The organism is Haemophilus parainfluenzae (assembly GCF_003252725.1).
In the GTDB taxonomy this organism is placed as follows: Bacteria; Pseudomonadota; Gammaproteobacteria; order Enterobacterales; family Pasteurellaceae; genus Haemophilus_D; species Haemophilus_D parainfluenzae_L.
This window is the reverse complement of the sequence record NZ_QEPO01000003.1, coordinates 38,320-54,236: the sequence shown is the minus strand read 5'-3', so window position 1 is coordinate 54,236 and position 15,917 is coordinate 38,320. Positions and strand designations below refer to the sequence as shown.

The 15,917-nt window shown below is 39.9% G+C and carries 17 protein-coding genes and 1 other RNA gene; 4 read left to right on the top strand and 14 right to left on the bottom strand.

The window, feature by feature from the left end:
* The 5 genes from mog to DPV85_RS05120 all read right to left on the bottom strand — a co-directional run bounded on the left by mog (position 1) and on the right by DPV85_RS05120 (position 5,092).
* Positions 1 to 594: a molybdopterin adenylyltransferase gene (gene mog / locus DPV85_RS05140; RefSeq protein ID WP_049362318.1), complete on the bottom strand. Its 594-nt coding sequence runs from the start codon at positions 592 to 594 to the stop codon at positions 1 to 3.
* Between the two features lie 112 nt (positions 595 to 706).
* On the bottom strand, positions 707 to 3,277 hold the full coding sequence (gene clpB / locus DPV85_RS05135; RefSeq protein ID WP_111327298.1) for an ATP-dependent chaperone ClpB: 2,571 nt from the start codon (positions 3,275 to 3,277) through the stop codon (positions 707 to 709).
* 135 nt (positions 3,278 to 3,412) lie between these two features.
* The gene (locus tag DPV85_RS05130) at positions 3,413 to 3,985 is read right to left on the bottom strand and encodes a 5-formyltetrahydrofolate cyclo-ligase (protein ID WP_111327386.1); all 573 of its coding nucleotides are present in this window, start codon (positions 3,983 to 3,985) and stop codon (positions 3,413 to 3,415) included.
* 26 nt (positions 3,986 to 4,011) lie between these two features.
* Positions 4,012 to 4,209, bottom strand: a non-coding RNA gene (gene ssrS, locus DPV85_RS05125) — 6S RNA.
* Positions 4,210 to 4,300: 91 nt separating this feature from the next.
* Entirely contained in the window at positions 4,301 to 5,092 is a 792-nt protein-coding gene (locus DPV85_RS05120) for an outer membrane protein assembly factor BamD (protein WP_111327297.1), read from the bottom strand.
* Between the two features lie 109 nt (positions 5,093 to 5,201).
* Between DPV85_RS05120 and rluD the strand changes: the two genes are divergently transcribed.
* Positions 5,202 to 6,176, top strand: coding sequence for a 23S rRNA pseudouridine(1911/1915/1917) synthase RluD (gene rluD, locus DPV85_RS05115; RefSeq protein WP_111327296.1), 975 nt, complete (start codon positions 5,202 to 5,204; stop codon positions 6,174 to 6,176).
* Position 6,177: 1 nt separating this feature from the next.
* Positions 6,178 to 6,924: a peptidoglycan editing factor PgeF gene (pgeF, locus tag DPV85_RS05110; RefSeq protein ID WP_111327295.1), complete on the top strand. Its 747-nt coding sequence runs from the start codon at positions 6,178 to 6,180 to the stop codon at positions 6,922 to 6,924.
* Between the two features lie 40 nt (positions 6,925 to 6,964).
* Here pgeF and ruvX read toward each other — a convergent pair whose 3' ends face one another.
* From ruvX to fadR, 4 genes are read right to left on the bottom strand one after another with little or no spacing between them, the layout of a single operon-like run.
* Positions 6,965 to 7,384, bottom strand: a complete 420-nt coding sequence (ruvX, locus tag DPV85_RS05105) for a Holliday junction resolvase RuvX (RefSeq protein ID WP_005695457.1) — start codon at positions 7,382 to 7,384, stop codon at positions 6,965 to 6,967.
* Positions 7,384 to 7,944 carry a YqgE/AlgH family protein gene (locus tag DPV85_RS05100; RefSeq protein WP_049364895.1) on the bottom strand — a complete coding sequence of 187 codons (561 nt, stop codon included), beginning with the start codon at positions 7,942 to 7,944 and terminating at the stop codon, positions 7,384 to 7,386. Before DPV85_RS05100 ends, ruvX begins: the two co-directional genes overlap by 1 nt.
* Positions 7,944 to 8,678, bottom strand: coding sequence for a 16S rRNA (uracil(1498)-N(3))-methyltransferase (gene rsmE, locus DPV85_RS05095; protein ID WP_049362330.1), 735 nt, complete (start codon positions 8,676 to 8,678; stop codon positions 7,944 to 7,946). The genes DPV85_RS05100 and rsmE overlap by 1 nt, the downstream gene beginning before the upstream one ends.
* Positions 8,679 to 8,736: 58 nt before the next feature.
* Positions 8,737 to 9,465, bottom strand: coding sequence for a fatty acid metabolism transcriptional regulator FadR (gene fadR, locus DPV85_RS05090; protein WP_111327294.1), 729 nt, complete (start codon positions 9,463 to 9,465; stop codon positions 8,737 to 8,739).
* A gap of 133 nt (positions 9,466 to 9,598) precedes the next feature.
* Here fadR and nhaB point away from each other — a divergent pair, with 133 nt between their 5' ends.
* Positions 9,599 to 11,137 carry a Na(+)/H(+) antiporter NhaB gene (gene nhaB / locus DPV85_RS05085; protein ID WP_111327293.1) on the top strand — a complete coding sequence of 513 codons (1,539 nt, stop codon included), beginning with the start codon at positions 9,599 to 9,601 and terminating at the stop codon, positions 11,135 to 11,137.
* 19 nt (positions 11,138 to 11,156) lie between these two features.
* A complete protein-coding gene (gene dsbB, locus DPV85_RS05080; RefSeq protein ID WP_111327292.1) occupies positions 11,157 to 11,690 on the top strand; it encodes a disulfide bond formation protein DsbB in 534 nt (177 codons plus the stop codon).
* A 74-nt stretch (positions 11,691 to 11,764) separates the two neighbouring features.
* Here the strand turns inward: dsbB and DPV85_RS05075 are convergent, their stop codons facing one another.
* From DPV85_RS05075 to DPV85_RS05055, 5 genes are all read right to left on the bottom strand, one after another.
* Positions 11,765 to 12,040, bottom strand: a complete 276-nt coding sequence (locus tag DPV85_RS05075) for a DUF1294 domain-containing protein (RefSeq protein WP_111327291.1) — start codon at positions 12,038 to 12,040, stop codon at positions 11,765 to 11,767.
* Positions 12,040 to 13,302: a serine hydroxymethyltransferase gene (glyA, locus tag DPV85_RS05070; RefSeq protein ID WP_065243799.1), complete on the bottom strand. Its 1,263-nt coding sequence runs from the start codon at positions 13,300 to 13,302 to the stop codon at positions 12,040 to 12,042. The genes DPV85_RS05075 and glyA overlap by 1 nt, the downstream gene beginning before the upstream one ends.
* A gap of 115 nt (positions 13,303 to 13,417) precedes the next feature.
* Positions 13,418 to 13,990, bottom strand: a complete 573-nt coding sequence (locus DPV85_RS05065) for a hypothetical protein (protein WP_232087721.1) — start codon at positions 13,988 to 13,990, stop codon at positions 13,418 to 13,420.
* Positions 13,991 to 14,069: 79 nt separating this feature from the next.
* Positions 14,070 to 14,615: a hypothetical protein gene (locus tag DPV85_RS05060; RefSeq protein ID WP_111327289.1), complete on the bottom strand. Its 546-nt coding sequence runs from the start codon at positions 14,613 to 14,615 to the stop codon at positions 14,070 to 14,072.
* 63 nt (positions 14,616 to 14,678) lie between these two features.
* Complete coding sequence (locus DPV85_RS05055) at positions 14,679 to 15,902, bottom strand: DUF711 family protein (RefSeq protein ID WP_111327288.1); 1,224 nt, start codon at positions 15,900 to 15,902, stop codon at positions 14,679 to 14,681.
* Positions 15,903 to 15,917: the final 15 nt, after the last annotated feature.

Genomic DNA, 15,917 nt, shown 5'->3' with positions numbered 1-15,917 from the left:
TTATTTCTCCAAATTTTCACGGCGGGCGGCTTTCGGTCGGAAGCTTGTAATTACTTCAGGCTTGGTATCAATATAAATACCGTCGATTAATTGCAAGCAGTAAGGCACCGCACTAAAAATCCCTTTCACTAAGACTTTGCCTTGCTCATCTTTCACGCCTTCTAAGGTTTCTTTGATGGCTTTTGGCTGACCCGGTAAATTCAAGATTAGGCTATTTTTACGAATAACGCCAACTTGACGTGATAGAATTGCTGTCGGCACAAAATGCAAACTTACTTGACGCATTTGCTCACCAAATCCTGGCATTTCACGATCGGCTACTGCTAACGTTGCATCAGGTGTCACATCACGTTTTGCCGGTCCTGTACCACCCGTTGTGAGCACTAAATGACAATGGTGCTCATCCACTAATTCTTTCAATGTTTGTTCTATTAATGGTTGCTCGTCTGGAATTAATCGAGTTTCCACTTCAAAAGGATCCACCAACGCTTGCTCTAACCATTGTTGTAATTCTGGAATCCCTTGATCTTGATACACACCACTTGATGCACGATCTGATACTGAAACCAAACCAATTTTTAAAAGTGCGGTCATTTTTTTCCTCATTTCTATACGCTATAAACAGCGTCATTCTACCCTATTTTATCTTTTACCAAAGCATAAAAAAGCCATTTAGCTTTCACTAAATGGCTTTTCATTTTACAAATTATTGTCTGGCTTGAACTTTGCCATCCACATAATCCACTGTGACCACTTTACCTGGTAATAATTGACCAGATAGAACTTGTTGTGCCAAGCTGTTTTCGATCTCTTGTTGGATTGCACGTTTTAATGGACGCGCCCCATAAATTGGGTCGTAACCCACTTCAGCAATGAAATCTAATAATACTTCGGTAAACACTAATTCGTAACCACGAGTTTCCATACGTTTTGCTAGACGTTCTAATTGGATGCTTGCAATCGCACGGATATTTTCTTTACCAAGCGGATGGAATACCACAGTTTCATCAATACGGTTGATGAATTCCGGACGGAAATGTTGGCTCACCACTGACATCACTAAGGCTTTCATTTCACCATAGCTTTCGTCTTTGCTACCTTGGATTAAATCAGAACCCAAGTTAGAGGTCATAATCACCACGGTGTTACGGAAGTCCACAGTACGACCTTGACCATCAGTTAAACGGCCATCATCCAACACTTGTAATAAGATGTTGAATACATCCGCATGGGCTTTTTCCACTTCATCTAACAAAATCACCGAATATGGACGACGACGTACTGCTTCAGTTAAGTAACCACCTTCTTCATAGCCGACATAGCCTGGAGGCGCACCCACTAAACGAGATACGCTGTGTTTTTCCATAAACTCTGACATATCGATACGCACCATCGCATCTTCACTATCAAAGAGGAATTTCGCCAAAGTTTTGCAAAGCTCTGTTTTACCTACACCTGTTGGACCTAAGAATAAGAACGAACCAATTGGGCGGTTAGGATCTGAAAGCCCTGCACGGCTACGACGAATCGCGTTTGCTACAGCATCGACTGCTTCTTCTTGACCAATCACACGTTTGTGCAATTCTTCTTCCATGCGTAAGAGTTTTTCTTTCTCACCTTCCATCATTTTAGAAACTGGAATGCCGGTTGCTTTAGAAAGTACTTCCGCAATTTCTTCATCTGTCACACGATAGCGTAATAGGCTCATTTCTTTGCCTTCGCCAGTTTCAGCGGCAGCAAGTTGTTTTTCCAATTCAGGAATACGACCGTATTGAAGCTCAGACATTTTGCTTAAATCGCCAGCACGGCGCGCTTGTTCCATTTCGGTTTTCGCTGCATCTAACGCTTGTTTGATGTGTTGAGAACCTGAAAGTGCTGCTTTTTCTGACTTCCATACTTCTTCAAGTTCAGCATATTCACGTTCTTTGTCAGAAAGTTCTTTTTCTAACATTTCTAAACGTTTACGGCTGGCTTCGTCTTCTTCTTTTTGTAATGCCTGTTGTTCCAATTTTAATTGGATGATACGGCGCTCAAGACGATCGAGTGGCTCAGGTTTAGAGTCAATTTCCATACGGATACTTGAAGCAGCCTCATCGATTAAGTCGATGGCTTTATCCGGCAACTGACGATCGGAAATATAACGATGTGAAAGTGTTGCCGCTGCCACGATTGCTGGGTCAGTAATATCTACATGGTGATGGATCTCATAACGCTCTTTCAAACCACGTAAGATCGCAATGGTATCTTCTACACTTGGTTCATCTACAAAGACTTTTTGGAAACGACGTTCAAGCGCCGCATCTTTCTCGATATATTGGCGATATTCGTCTAATGTTGTTGCACCCACACAGTGTAATTCACCACGAGCTAAACTTGGTTTTAATAAGTTGCCTGCATCCATCGCACCGTCAGTTTTACCTGCACCAACCATGGTATGGATTTCATCAATAAAGAGGATCACTCGACCTTCTTCTTTTGCAAGTTCATTTAATACCGCTTTTAAACGCTCTTCAAATTCACCGCGGTATTTCGCACCGGCAATCAAGGCGCCCATATCTAAAGAAAGTACACGTTTATTTTTTAAGCCTTCAGGCACTTCACCATTAACAATACGTTGTGCCAAACCTTCTACGATAGCGGTTTTACCTACACCAGGCTCACCAATTAATACAGGGTTGTTTTTGGTACGACGTTGTAATACTTGAATGGCGCGACGAATTTCTTCATCACGACCAATCACCGGGTCGAGTTTGCCGCTTTCAGCACGAGCGGTTAAATCAATTGTATATTTTTCAAGAGCTTGTCTGCTTTCTTCTGCATTTTGATCGTTCACGCTTTGTCCTCCACGAATATGTTGGATCGCTTGTAAAATTTGTTCTTTTTTCGCACCACATTTTTTCAAAATGTCATTTAATGCGCCTCGCTCTTCAAGCGCAGCTAATAAGAACAATTCACTGGAAATAAATTTATCTTGTTTTTGTTGAGCTAATTTGTCACATAAATTCAATAAGTTAAGTAATTGACGGGAAATTTGCACATCACCGCCATTACCCGACACTTGTGGCAATTTATTCAATTCGGCATTTAATTCATTACGCAATAATGCCACGTTCACGCCACTGGTCGTTAAAATTGGTGCAATTGAACCGTCCTGTTGATTTAAAAGTGCGGTCAATAAATGCACTGGTTCGATAAACTGATTATCTTTACCTAGCGCCAATGATTGTGCTTCACTGAGTGCTTGTTGGAATTTTGTGGTAAATTTTTCAATATTCATATGCTTATCTTCTCCTGATTAAATTCTTGGGGTCATCCCCTTTACGAGTTATTAAATAAGACCCTTTTTTGGTATTTCAAGAGAAAAAATCAACAATTTTTAATTTTTTCTATCAAACTTTACTTCTTGATAGGTTTAAGCGACTAAGATTTGATGAAGTGGCACGTCCCACGCTTCAGTTGGAAGCTGTTCGACTTGCTGACATTGATGGGCTAATCCCACAGGGATAAAAGAAGAATTTCGCCAATTTTGTAAGGTACGATCATAAAAACCACCGCCCATGCCAAGGCGATTACCTTGTTTATCAAAAGCGACAAGTGGTGTAAAAAGAATATCTAATTCATCCAAAGGCAATACGTTTTGCACATTGAGTTTGGGCTCCCAAATGCCAAATTTATTTTTCAGCATTGGTGTATCTGGCAAATAACGTAAGAACAAAAGATGATTAGGATTGAAAGGGTGCAATACCGGCAAATAAACGTGTTTATCTTGTGCCCAAAGGGTTTTAATAAGTTTATCTGTGGTGATTTCACCATCAAAGGAAACATACAAGGCAATATGCTGCGCATTTCGTTCTTCAATTAATGCAAGCGCTTGTTGAGTAATGGAATTCTCTGCCTGTTGCTGCTGAAGTGCGGTCAAATTCGCTCGTGTTTTACGAATTTGTTGACGGAGTTGATTGCGAAGCGTTTGCTGTGTTGATTTCATTCGATTGGAAAGAATGGATTTTAAAGGAAGGTCCCAGAGTGCCGCTACGAGTAGTAGTCCTTGAACCCGATGGTCCAAGGAAACCGGTAAGGCCATTTTTAGGTTTCTTTAGTCCAATGACAAAGTCAAAGGTCAAGCCTACACACCAATGGCGGGAAACCGATTTATAAAGTTCTAAGTATCGGCTCAGGGACATAACCCATCCACGAACACCCCAGGAAATCTTTTAAATTTATACTAGCTCAATTTGATTGGTTTGACTAGCCTTTATTTGAATAATTTTGCTTATTCAAGCACGTCCCACAAGGGACGGGATTATTTTTTAACCGGTTGAATTAAATCAGACTCTTCCGGTTTTTTCACATCTGCAAATTGTTTATCTTTATTCGCATCGATGACTTGTTGAGTTTGACTTGCTAATTGTTGTAACCCCATTTTGTCATAGGCTTCTTTCATTAAGAATAAACCTTCGTAAGTCGCTTTTGCATCTGGATATTGTTGTAACATACCCACTACACGATTTGATACCGCCACCCACGCATCACGTTTTGCATAGAATTTCGCAATTTCTAATTCATGACGAGCTAATGAATCTTTGATGTATGCCATACGTGCTACTGCATCTTGTGAATATGGACTATTTGGGAACGCACGCACTAAGCTTTGGAAGTTAGAAAACGCCGTTTTCATTGAAGTTGTTTCACGCGTTGCACGATCGATACCAAAGAAATCTTGGATCATGTTATCGGCAGTTGCTAAGTTCGTTAAACCTGCCATATACACTGCATAGTCACGGTTTGGACTTTGTGGAAATTGGTGTAAATAGTTATCCACGGTTACCAAAGTTGCGGTGTAATCTTGCGTTTTATAGTTTGCATAAATTAAATCAAGCATTGCTTGCTCTTGGTAAGTACTACCAGGGAAACGCTCTGTCGCTGCTTTTAAATAACGAATCGAGTCAGAATAGCTTCCTTCTTGTAATGCAGCCGCGCCTTTTGCATAAAGCTCATCAACAGAAGCTTGCTCCACTTCTTTATTACCACTGCTACAAGCTGCAATAGCGAATGAGGTAAGTGCAATAAGCGCGAGAGATTTTATTTTACGCATTCTTTTTTCCTTAATTTTTACGAAAATCAATAAATAAGTTACAATTAACGAATATTGTATAGAACATTACACAATAAGCCAACTTTTTAAATTTTTAGATGGATTTTTTATGCCACAAATGACCTTAACGGCTGAAGTTCAGCCCGAACAAATGGGACAGCGTTTAGACCAAACCCTCGCAGAGTTGTTCCCAGAATATTCCCGTTCGCGTTTAAAAACCTGGATTGAAGCAAAACAGGTAAAAATGAACGGTGAAATTGCCGATATTCCACGTGCAAAAGTTTATGGCGGAGAGCAAATTGAAATTTCGGTAGAAGTGGAAGATGAAAACCGTTTTGAGCCACAAAATATTCCACTCAATATCGTTTATGAAGATGACGATATTATCGTGATTAACAAACCTAAAGATCTCGTGGTTCACCCAGGTGCAGGCAATCCAGATGGTACCGTGCTTAATGCGCTACTCTATCACTATCCACCTATTGCTGAAGTACCACGTGCAGGGATTGTGCATCGTTTAGATAAAGACACGACAGGTCTCATGGTTGTCGCTAAAACCATTCCAGCACAAACCAAACTCGTGCGTGACTTACAAAAACGTAAAATTACTCGTGAATACGAAGCCGTCGCCAGTGGCATTATGACCAAAGGTGGAACCGTAGATCAGCCAATGGCTCGCCACGCGACAAAACGCACATTGATGGCGGTTCACCCAATGGGTAAACCGGCTGTGACGCACTATCGCATTATGGAGAATTTCCGTAATTACACGCGTTTACGCTTACGTTTAGAAACAGGTCGTACTCACCAAATTCGTGTGCACATGGCGCATATTGCACATCCATTATTAGGTGATCAAACTTACGGAGGCCGTCCTCGCCCACCTAAAAATGCAAGCGAAGCCTTCACTGAGGTGCTACGCAATTTTAAACGCCAAGCATTACATGCGGTTATGTTGCGTTTAGCTCATCCTATCACAGGTGAAATGATGGAATGGTATGCCCCATTGCCAGATGACTTTGTCGAATTACTGCATGCCTTAAAAGCGGATTACCTCGAACACAAAGACGAATTGGATTATTAAGATGAAAACCATTGTTCCAAACTGGAATGTTCCACCACATATCCAAGCTTTTACAACCACAAGAGAAGGTGGCGTAAGCCTGCCGCCTTTCGATAGTTTCAATTTGGGTGATCATGTCGAAGATGATAAAAGTGCGGTCAAAACTAACCGCACTTTACTGGTCGAAAAATTTAATCTGCCACATTTCCCGTTGTTTTTAACTCAAACGCACAGCACTCGTGTAATCACGGTGCCTTATGAGGGTAATAATTTAGAGGCTGATGCGGTTTACACCAATCAACCTAACCAAGTATGTTTGGTGATGACAGCTGATTGCTTGCCAGTTTTATTCACCAATAAGCAAGGGACTGAAGTAGCTGCGGCACATGCGGGCTGGCGTGGACTCTGTGATGGTGTATTAGAAGAAACCGTGAAATGCTTCCAATCTGCCCCCGAAGAGATTATTGCGTGGTTTGGGCCTGCTATCGGCCCTAATGCATTCCAAGTTGGCAAAGAAGTGATTGAGCAATTTATGGCTTTTGACCCGATTGCAGAAACGGCTTTTCGACCAGATCCGAATGAATCCGGAAAATACCTCGGCAATCTTTATCAAATCGCCACACAACGCCTCAACAAATTAGGTATTACCCAAATTTACGGTGGGGAGCATTGCACATTCAATGAAAAAGAGACCTTCTTTTCCTATCGTCGAGATGGCAAAACAGGCCGAATGGCGAGTCTGATTTGGATAAAAAAAATAAACTCATAAATACAACAAACCGCACCTTAAAGTGCGGTTTATTTTTGGCTTATTCTGAATAACTTTCGAACCAACTTTCTAAAATCAGACAAGCAGAGATCCCATCTACTTTGCCTTTATTGAGAGCGCGATAACCGCCACGCTGGAAAATTTCATCACGTGCAGAAACCGTCGTTAAGCGCTCATCTTGCAATTCCACTTTGATACCGAAACGACCATTTAAGCGGTTGGCAAATTTTTTCGCACGAAGTGTTAAATCTTGCTCAGTGCCATCCATATTTAAGGGCAATCCCACCACAATAACATCAGGCTTCCAGTCTTTTAAGCATTTTTCAATAGCATCCCAATTTGGAATCCCATCTTGCGCTTTAAATGCAGGTAATGCTTGCGCTGTACCCGTGATACTTTGCCCGACTGCACAACCGATGCTTTTTGTACCGAAATCAAATGCAATTGCCGTGATGCCCATTAACTATGCCCTACTTGTGAAAAAACAAAATTATGAGGATTAATCCCTAATAATTGATTCGCGGCAGGATAACGATCTTCATAAATCGTTTCAAATAAAATGGTGTCTGAAGCAGGTGCCACTAACCACGCATTATCTGCAATCTCTTGTTCTAGCTGCCCAGCTGTCCAACTTGCACAACCGAGCGCAACAAGATATTTTTCGGGCGCATCCTCTGAACCAAAGGTTTCCACAATATCTGCCGAAGTGGTCAGAAACATCTCATCGGTAATTTTATAACTATGCTCAAATTCTTTCGCGGTTTTCTTATGCAGAATAAAACCACGCTCAGAATGCACTGGACCACCCGCAAGCACAAGTTCATTGCTAAAAGTGCGGTCATTTTTCATCATAAAATTCATTTTTGAATACAACTCAGCAATGCTTAAATCGGTGGGTTGATTAATCACTAAACCCATCGAACCTTGCTCATTATGCTCACACATATACACCACGGTATTTTGGAAATAATCCTCCAACTGTGGCATCGCAATTAAAAATTGCCCTTGTAAATCCATCATTATCCCAAATCTCCAAAACAAATTTGCAACGCACTAATCGCCGCTAAAGAGGCTGTTTCTGTACGTAACACACGCTTTCCTAATAAAATTTCAGTAAATCCTTGTTGTTCAGTTTGAGCAATTTCTTGAGGTGATAAACCGCCTTCTGAACCAATAAGCAAACGAACACCTTCTTTTGGAATAGAAGGCAAGGTTTTAATTGAATATTGGGCTCTTGGATGTAAATTCAATTTCAACGCGCCATCATTTTCTGCACACCAATCTTGTAATTTCATTAATGGACGAATTTCTGGCACAACGTTACGGCCACATTGTTCACAAGCTGCAATAGCAATTTTTTGCCATTGTTGGATTTTCTTATCCATACGTTCACCATCCAACTTCACGCCACAGCGTTCTGACCATAATGGTGTAATCACATTCACGCCCAATTCCACAGATTTTTGAATGGTAAATTCCATTCGATCGCCGCGTGAAATAACCTGCCCTAAATGAATCGATAAATTCGACTCCTTATCACTCAATTCACAACCAAGAATGTCCACTTTAACGGCTTTTTTGCTCGCTTCAATAATTTTCGCTGGATAAATATGATTACTCCCATCAAATAATTCAATTTGCTCACCTTCAGTCATTCGAAGTACACGACCTACGTGATTAGCCGCATCCTCTGAAAGTTGGCAAGTAGATTGATTTTTAAGGGATTCTGGATGATAAATTCTTGGAATACGCATAATATTGAGTTCTTGATATAAGGAAAAAGTGCGGTCATTTTCAACCGCACTTTTAATATTATTCTGCTGCTAAATCTTTTGGCAAACTTTCTAAAATGGCTCGCCAGTAGGCGGAGGTAACTTGCTTGTGTTTACGAATACATTCCACCACTAAATCAGATTGACCTTTTTCACAAATATCACGCAATTCCACATAAAAATCATATGTCACTTGGCGATGTTTTTCGTCACTAAAGAATAGCAAACCAATTTTATGGTAAACCCCACGTAAGCTATTGAAAATTAAACGATAGAAAGGTTTGTTCGCCATTACTGTAAACTGGCGAAATAAGGCATAGTCAAATTCCATGTAGCTTTCAGCGGTATTTTCTAAAGCATCCATTCCTTTGAACAAGGCTGCAGAAGCTTTAGGTGAATTTTTTACTGCCTCATAAATATAAGATTCTGACATGCGACTACGCAATGACAACATATTTTCAATAATTAACGGCGCACTTTGGCGATCTAAGGTAATTAAGGTTTCAATGATGCTTGGACCAGCTGTATCCCAAATATCATTGACTTTTGTCGGCTTGCCGTGTTGAATGGTAAGCCAGCCATCACGAGCCAAACGCTGTAATACTTCACGTAATGTGGTGCGTGTTACGCCGATTTTATCAGCTAAATCACGCTCAGAAGGAAGATTGGTGCCGGCGGGAAATACATCATCCCAAATACTTCTAACAATATATTCTTCGGCAAGCGCAGCTGGGCTTTGAGCCCGTAAAAGGGTATTATCTGTTTGCATGAGTATGAAATAAATATAAAAAAGCCTAAAAAGATCAAAAAAATGTGATTTATTGAATAAATCTTTAACTGGTCTATTATCCTTTAAAGCAGTATATATTACAATGATAGGACTATAAAAAACGGAGTTCAATATGACTTACACACAAGCTTTTATGAAAAACTTTCTGGGCTCGAGCCCTGATTGGTATAAATTAACTATTATTGCCTTCTTGGTAATTAACCCGATTTTATTCTTTTTCGTCAGCCCATTTATTGCTGGCTGGGTTCTCGTCGCCGAATTTATTTTCACCCTTGCCATGGCATTAAAATGCTACCCTCTTCAACCGGGTGGTTTATTAGCCGTTGAAGCTATTGCTATTGGTATGACGAATGCAGAGCACGTTAAAGCCGAGATCATGGCAAACTTTGAAGTCGTTTTACTTTTAATCTTTATGGTGGCCGGTATTTACTTTATGAAGCAACTTTTGCTTTATGTGTTCACCAAATTATTAGTCCGTATCCGTTCTAAAATCGTACTTTCTGTCGCGTTCTGTTTTAGTGCTGCATTTCTTTCAGCTTTCTTAGATGCACTTACTGTTGTTGCAGTAATTATCAGCGTAGCTATGGGTTTCTATGGGGTTTATCACAAAGTCGCATCCGGTAAAACACTACAAGATGCAGTTGATATTTCTGATGATAACAAAATTAAAAATCACGAAACTCTCGAAAAATTCCGCTCTTTCTTACGTAGCTTAATGATGCATGCTGGTGTCGGTACCGCACTCGGTGGTGTAATGACCATGGTGGGAGAGCCACAAAACTTAATCATTGCAGAACAAGCTAAATGGAATTTCATTGAATTTTTCTTCCGCATGGCTCCTGTGACAGTCCCTGTCTTTATCTGTGGATTACTCACTTGTATTTTAGTCGAAAAATTTAAATTATTCGGTTATGGTGAAAAACTACCGGAAGAAGTATGGCAAGTCTTAGCAGATTTAGATCGTGAAAATGCACAAAAAATGTCTAAACAAGATAAGATTCGCCTTTCTGTCCAAGCGGTTATCGCGGTTTGGTTGATCTTAGGTTTAGCCTTCCATTTAGCGGCTGTAGGCATGATTGGTTTAAGTGTGATTATCCTTGCAACAACCTTTACTGGTGTAACTGATGAACACGCTATTGGTAAAGCATTCCAAGAAAGTTTACCTTTCACTGCATTATTAGTCGTATTTTTCTCTGTCGTTGCGGTGATTATCGATCAAAAACTCTTTGCTCCAATTATTCACTTCGTATTAAGTTCTGAAGAGAAAACACAGTTAGCACTATTCTACGGTTTCAACGGTTTACTTTCCGCAATTTCGGATAACGTATTCGTTGCAACGGTTTATATCAATGAAGCGAAACATGCGCTTGCGACAGGCGCAATTGCACCGCACCAATTTGAATTACTTGCTGTAGCAATCAATACAGGGACAAACTTACCTTCTGTTGCGACACCAAACGGTCAAGCCGCGTTCTTGTTCTTATTAACATCATCGCTTGCACCGTTAATTAAACTTTCTTATGGTAGAATGGTCTACATGGCATTGCCTTACACCATCGTATTAACACTAGTCGGTTTCCTTGCAATCGAATTTATCCTACCTGAAATGACGATTTGGCTTGCAAACCTTGGCTTAATTCTTCCAATTTAATGAAAGATAAGGAGAGAGAATGCTCGACTTTTTTAAGCAATTATCCCTTAAACGTTCAGCGTGGATCTTTTTGGCATTTACCGCATTTGCCTTAGAATCGACCGCACTTTACTTTCAATACGGCATGGGTTTACAACCTTGCGTACTTTGTGTTTATGAGCGTTTAGCTGTTGTAGGGTTATTTATTGCTGGTCTTATCGGTGCCTTAGCGCCAAATTCGCTTATTGTCCGCATTCTTGCTCTTATTGTGGGTTTATTTAGTGCAATCAAGGGATTAATGATCTCCATTCGTCACCTTGATTTACAAATGAATCCGGCACCGTGGAAACAATGTGAATTTATACCAAACTTTCCGGAAACGTTACCATTCCATAAATGGCTGCCTGCGGTCTTTAATCCAACAGGCAGCTGTAATGAAAGCCAATGGTCACTTTTTGGCATCACGATGGTGCAATGGTTGGTATTTATTTTCGCTGTCTATGTCATTGTGTTAGGATTAATTACACTTTCACAAGTGAAGAAAAGTCGAAATCGACGCCTTATTTTTAAATAGTCTAATCACAAACTAAAAAGCCTAGAGATATTCTCTAGGCTTTTTTATTACTGAAAGTCATTCTGAGCTCAACGTTATTCAAGAAAGAAATACCAATAAGGCATTAAGATCAACCAAATAAACGCACTGAGCATAACGACAAATTTAAAACTGAAATGTTTAGTTTTATGACGAAAGCGTTTCATCCCGCAATAAACACCAATAAACCCACCAAGAAGGCTTAATAGAAAAAAGGTATTTTCAGAAATTCGCCAGCCGTGACGAACCGCGCGGATTTTGTCTTTCCACATTAAAAAATAAGCGGCGATATTTACCGCCGCTAACATCACAAATAAAAGCTGAATCAGCATTATGCGTAAACTGGAAGACGTTTGCAGATTGCCAATACTTTTTCTTTGGTTGCTGCAATCACTTGTTCTTCGTTTTCTTTGCCTAATGCATCTAATACATCACACATCCAGCCAGCTAATTCACGACAGTCTTGTTCGTTAAAGCCACGACGAGTCACCGCTGGTGTACCAACACGAATACCAGAAGTCACAAATGGTTTTTGTGGATCATTTGGTACGGAGTTTTTATTCACCGTGATATTCGCTTTACCTAACGCGGCATCCGCTGCTTTACCGGTTAAGCCTTGTTTGATGAAGCTCACTAAGAATAAATGGTTTTCTGTACCGTTTGAAACCACGTCATAACCACGTTGTTTAAACACTTCTACCATTGCTTTCGCATTTTTAATCACGTTTGCTTGGTATTCTTTATAAGCTGGTTCTAACGCTTCTTTGAAACATACTGCTTTCGCCGCAATAATGTGAACTAATGGACCACCTTGGTTTGCAGGGAAAACAGAAGATTGTAAGCGTTTATAAAGCTCTTCATCACCGCAAGAAGAAAGGATTAAACCACCACGTGGACCACCTAAGGTTTTATGAGTGGTGGTTGTCACAACGTGTGCGTATGGTAATGGGTTTGGATATAAACCTGCTGCGATTAAGCCCGCAACGTGAGCCATATCAACAAATAAATATGCGCCCACTTCATCCGCGATTTCGCGCATTTTTTTCCAATCTACTACTTGAGAATAAGCGGAGAAACCTGCCACGATCATTTTTGGTTTATGTTCTAATGCTTTTTGACGCACATCTTCATAGTCGATTAAACCATCAGCGGTGATACCATAAAGTACAGAATTATAGATTTTACCGGAGAAACTCACTTTCGCCCCATGAGTTAAGTGACCACCGTGTGCTAAATCCATCCCTAAAATGGTATCGCCCGCATTGATTAATGCACCATATACTGCTGCATTCGCTTGTGAACCTGAGTGTGGTTGTACGTTCACATAATCCGCACCAAATAACTCTTTCGCGCGATCAATCGCCAACTGCTCCACAATGTCTGCGTACTCACAACCGCCGTAGTAACGTTTACCTGGATAGCCTTCAGCATACTTGTTCGTAAACTGTGAACCTTGCGCTTCCATTACGCGTGGGCTTGCATAGTTTTCAGATGCGATAAGCTCGATATGCTCTTCTTGACGACGATTTTCGTCCTGAATGGCTTGCCATAGAACTGGATCGTAATCAGCGATGTTCATACTTTTTTTAAACATTGTGTTTTCCTCGTTGTTTGAATTATTTGTGTATAGTTTACCTGTTTCCAAGTAAAAACTTAATCAAAAATTTCGATCATATTTTTCATTATTACAATGAAAAACATTCATTTATCTAAATCGAGCCTTTTTCTTTCACTAATTTCTCAATTAGTTTAACTTCTTTTGTTTTCTCGCCAGCACCAAGTTTACGGCATTGGCTGGTTTCTTTCGTATAAGTATTAAAATTGGTCATCCTTGTTGGGCTTTTCATTTTAATCTTCATATCCAAATGATTACCGCAGTTATTACAAGGTGAAACAAATTCCTTATCTAATTCTTTAAATTCTGGAGATTGTTCAATAATTTTCGCGACTTGTGGTGAATGCGCTGTTTTAAATAGACGATCCGTAAAGTCATAACTTAACTTGCCATCATTCGCCTGCCATTTGGCTTTAGCTTGCAATAAATAACGCATCCAGCCTTCTTTTGTATCAATCTGTGAAATGCCGCGTAGAAGCACCGTTTGATCCGCACGATAAGTGATGTAATCAAAATGCTCAACGGGTAAAGGGGATTTGGCGGCAGGTTTTACATGACAAATCCAATCGCCGACTAAGGCTTTTTCCTGTTCAGTTTGTTGATGCGCCGTTGCACATCCCGATAACAATACAGCGATAAGACTACTTAATACTAATTTTCTCATCATAACTCTCCTTTTATTAATCAGATCCCAGCACCTAAAAATAAAGTGCAGTTGAAATCGTATTTGTTTTTCTTAATCGACCCTATTTCTTTACAAACCACTTATTCAATAACTGAATGTCCTTGTCATTCTCTGTTACTCGTCGGCAGGTCGCAAAATCCTTACCTAGAATAAGTTGATTGCCATTTTGTTTAAGTTCAATTGGCATATTCACGTGATCGCCTGATTTGCTATAAAACGTAGCTAATTGCTCTTTTTCTTGTTTTTGTAATTTCTTATCTTGCTTGATGGCTTTAGCCACATTATTACTGTGAGCAGGCACCATCGCGCGATTAACAAAATCAAAACTCAAGACATTATTTTGGCTCTGCCATTTCACCTTACCTTTTGTTAAATAACGAATAGTCGTCTCTTTATCCAATTCAATGTAGGAAATGCCTCGCAAGGCGCCTGTTCCATCTGGCTTTAAGACAAAGTGATCTAAGCGATCGTAAGTTTGTCTATCTTTTGTCGGTATAGTACGACAAATCCATTCGCCATCTAACGTTGAGCTTTGTGAAACATTTGAAGCCCCAGCACAACCTGTTAATAATACCGCTACAAAACTACCCAATATTAACTTTCTCATAAGATAATCCTTTTATTGCCAGTAGAGATAACATTTATCACAACAAAGTAGGGAAATTTTTGTTTAATCCGGAATACGTAAAAGGCGGCAGTTGCATAAATCATCACTTTCAAATTCTGATATTTCACCTGCAACCTTATTTGGAATCGGGAATAAACGCACAGTTAGCGGTTTATTTAAGCGAAATGCCATCGTTCCCGTATCACGCATAATAGCCGCTATGCTTTCAGCCTTAGCATTTCCCGCTACAGGGACCGTGTCTAAACCGATACCACATACTGCACTATAAGTCAGTAAAGCACGGATATCAAAATAGTGTTTTTGTGTACCTTCGGCTAAACCTAAATCTTCTGTCACCGCCAACATTAATCCAGAAAACCCAACCAATGGCACACGTTGGATTGATTTAAACACTTTTGTCAGTAAAGCAGAAACCTCGACTGAACCAGCCGCACCAAAATAGGGCAATCCCATTAATTCATAAATTTTTGTCATGGATGCACAATTTTTCGATGGTGCCGCCGAACTATCAATGCCTGCAAATTCAAATTCACCTGATAATTTGACCGCACTTAACATCTCTAATACTTGATCTACATGATATTGCAGGGCTTGCGACATAGCCTGATAACAATCAGCATAAAATTGATTATGAGGCGATTTTGGCACAGATTTTAATACTTCGACTAATAAATCGGGTGTTTCTAAACCAATGACAAAACTGTTTGGTAAATGACTTAGATGATAACCGGCGGGGAAATAAGGAATAAATGGCTTGCAGTTAAAATTCACCGTAAAGTTAAAATTACCTTCACCACGTGGTGTGATATTTGCAATTCGTTGTACGGCATAAACAGATTGCTCAATAAGTTCATTATCTAACACGCCATTTTCATCTAATGGCACATTGACACAAGCATTACACAAGTCGCCATAAGCCGCGATTAGCTCTGGTAATAAAGCAATTTCCTCTTTATTTCTCGCTGCACCTATTGCAAATCGAAGACGAATTCCACTTTCATTAAATTTATTCAATAATTCCGTTAAATACTGCAAATCTGCTTTTGCTGTCTGCAAATTGGTTAAATCCAAATATTCACCAAAGGGATTGGTAATCACTCGAATCGATTGCAAGGTATAACCTGCTTTCTGTACAGCAGGTAATAACAAATCCACATCACGTTTCACCGAATAAAGTGCATCTTCCCATTGCGTTTTATCTTTATGTAACGTTAGAAAAAAACTGATTGTGCGAAGACGACATAATTCCTTATTTTTATAATCCATTCGATCCCTTAACAT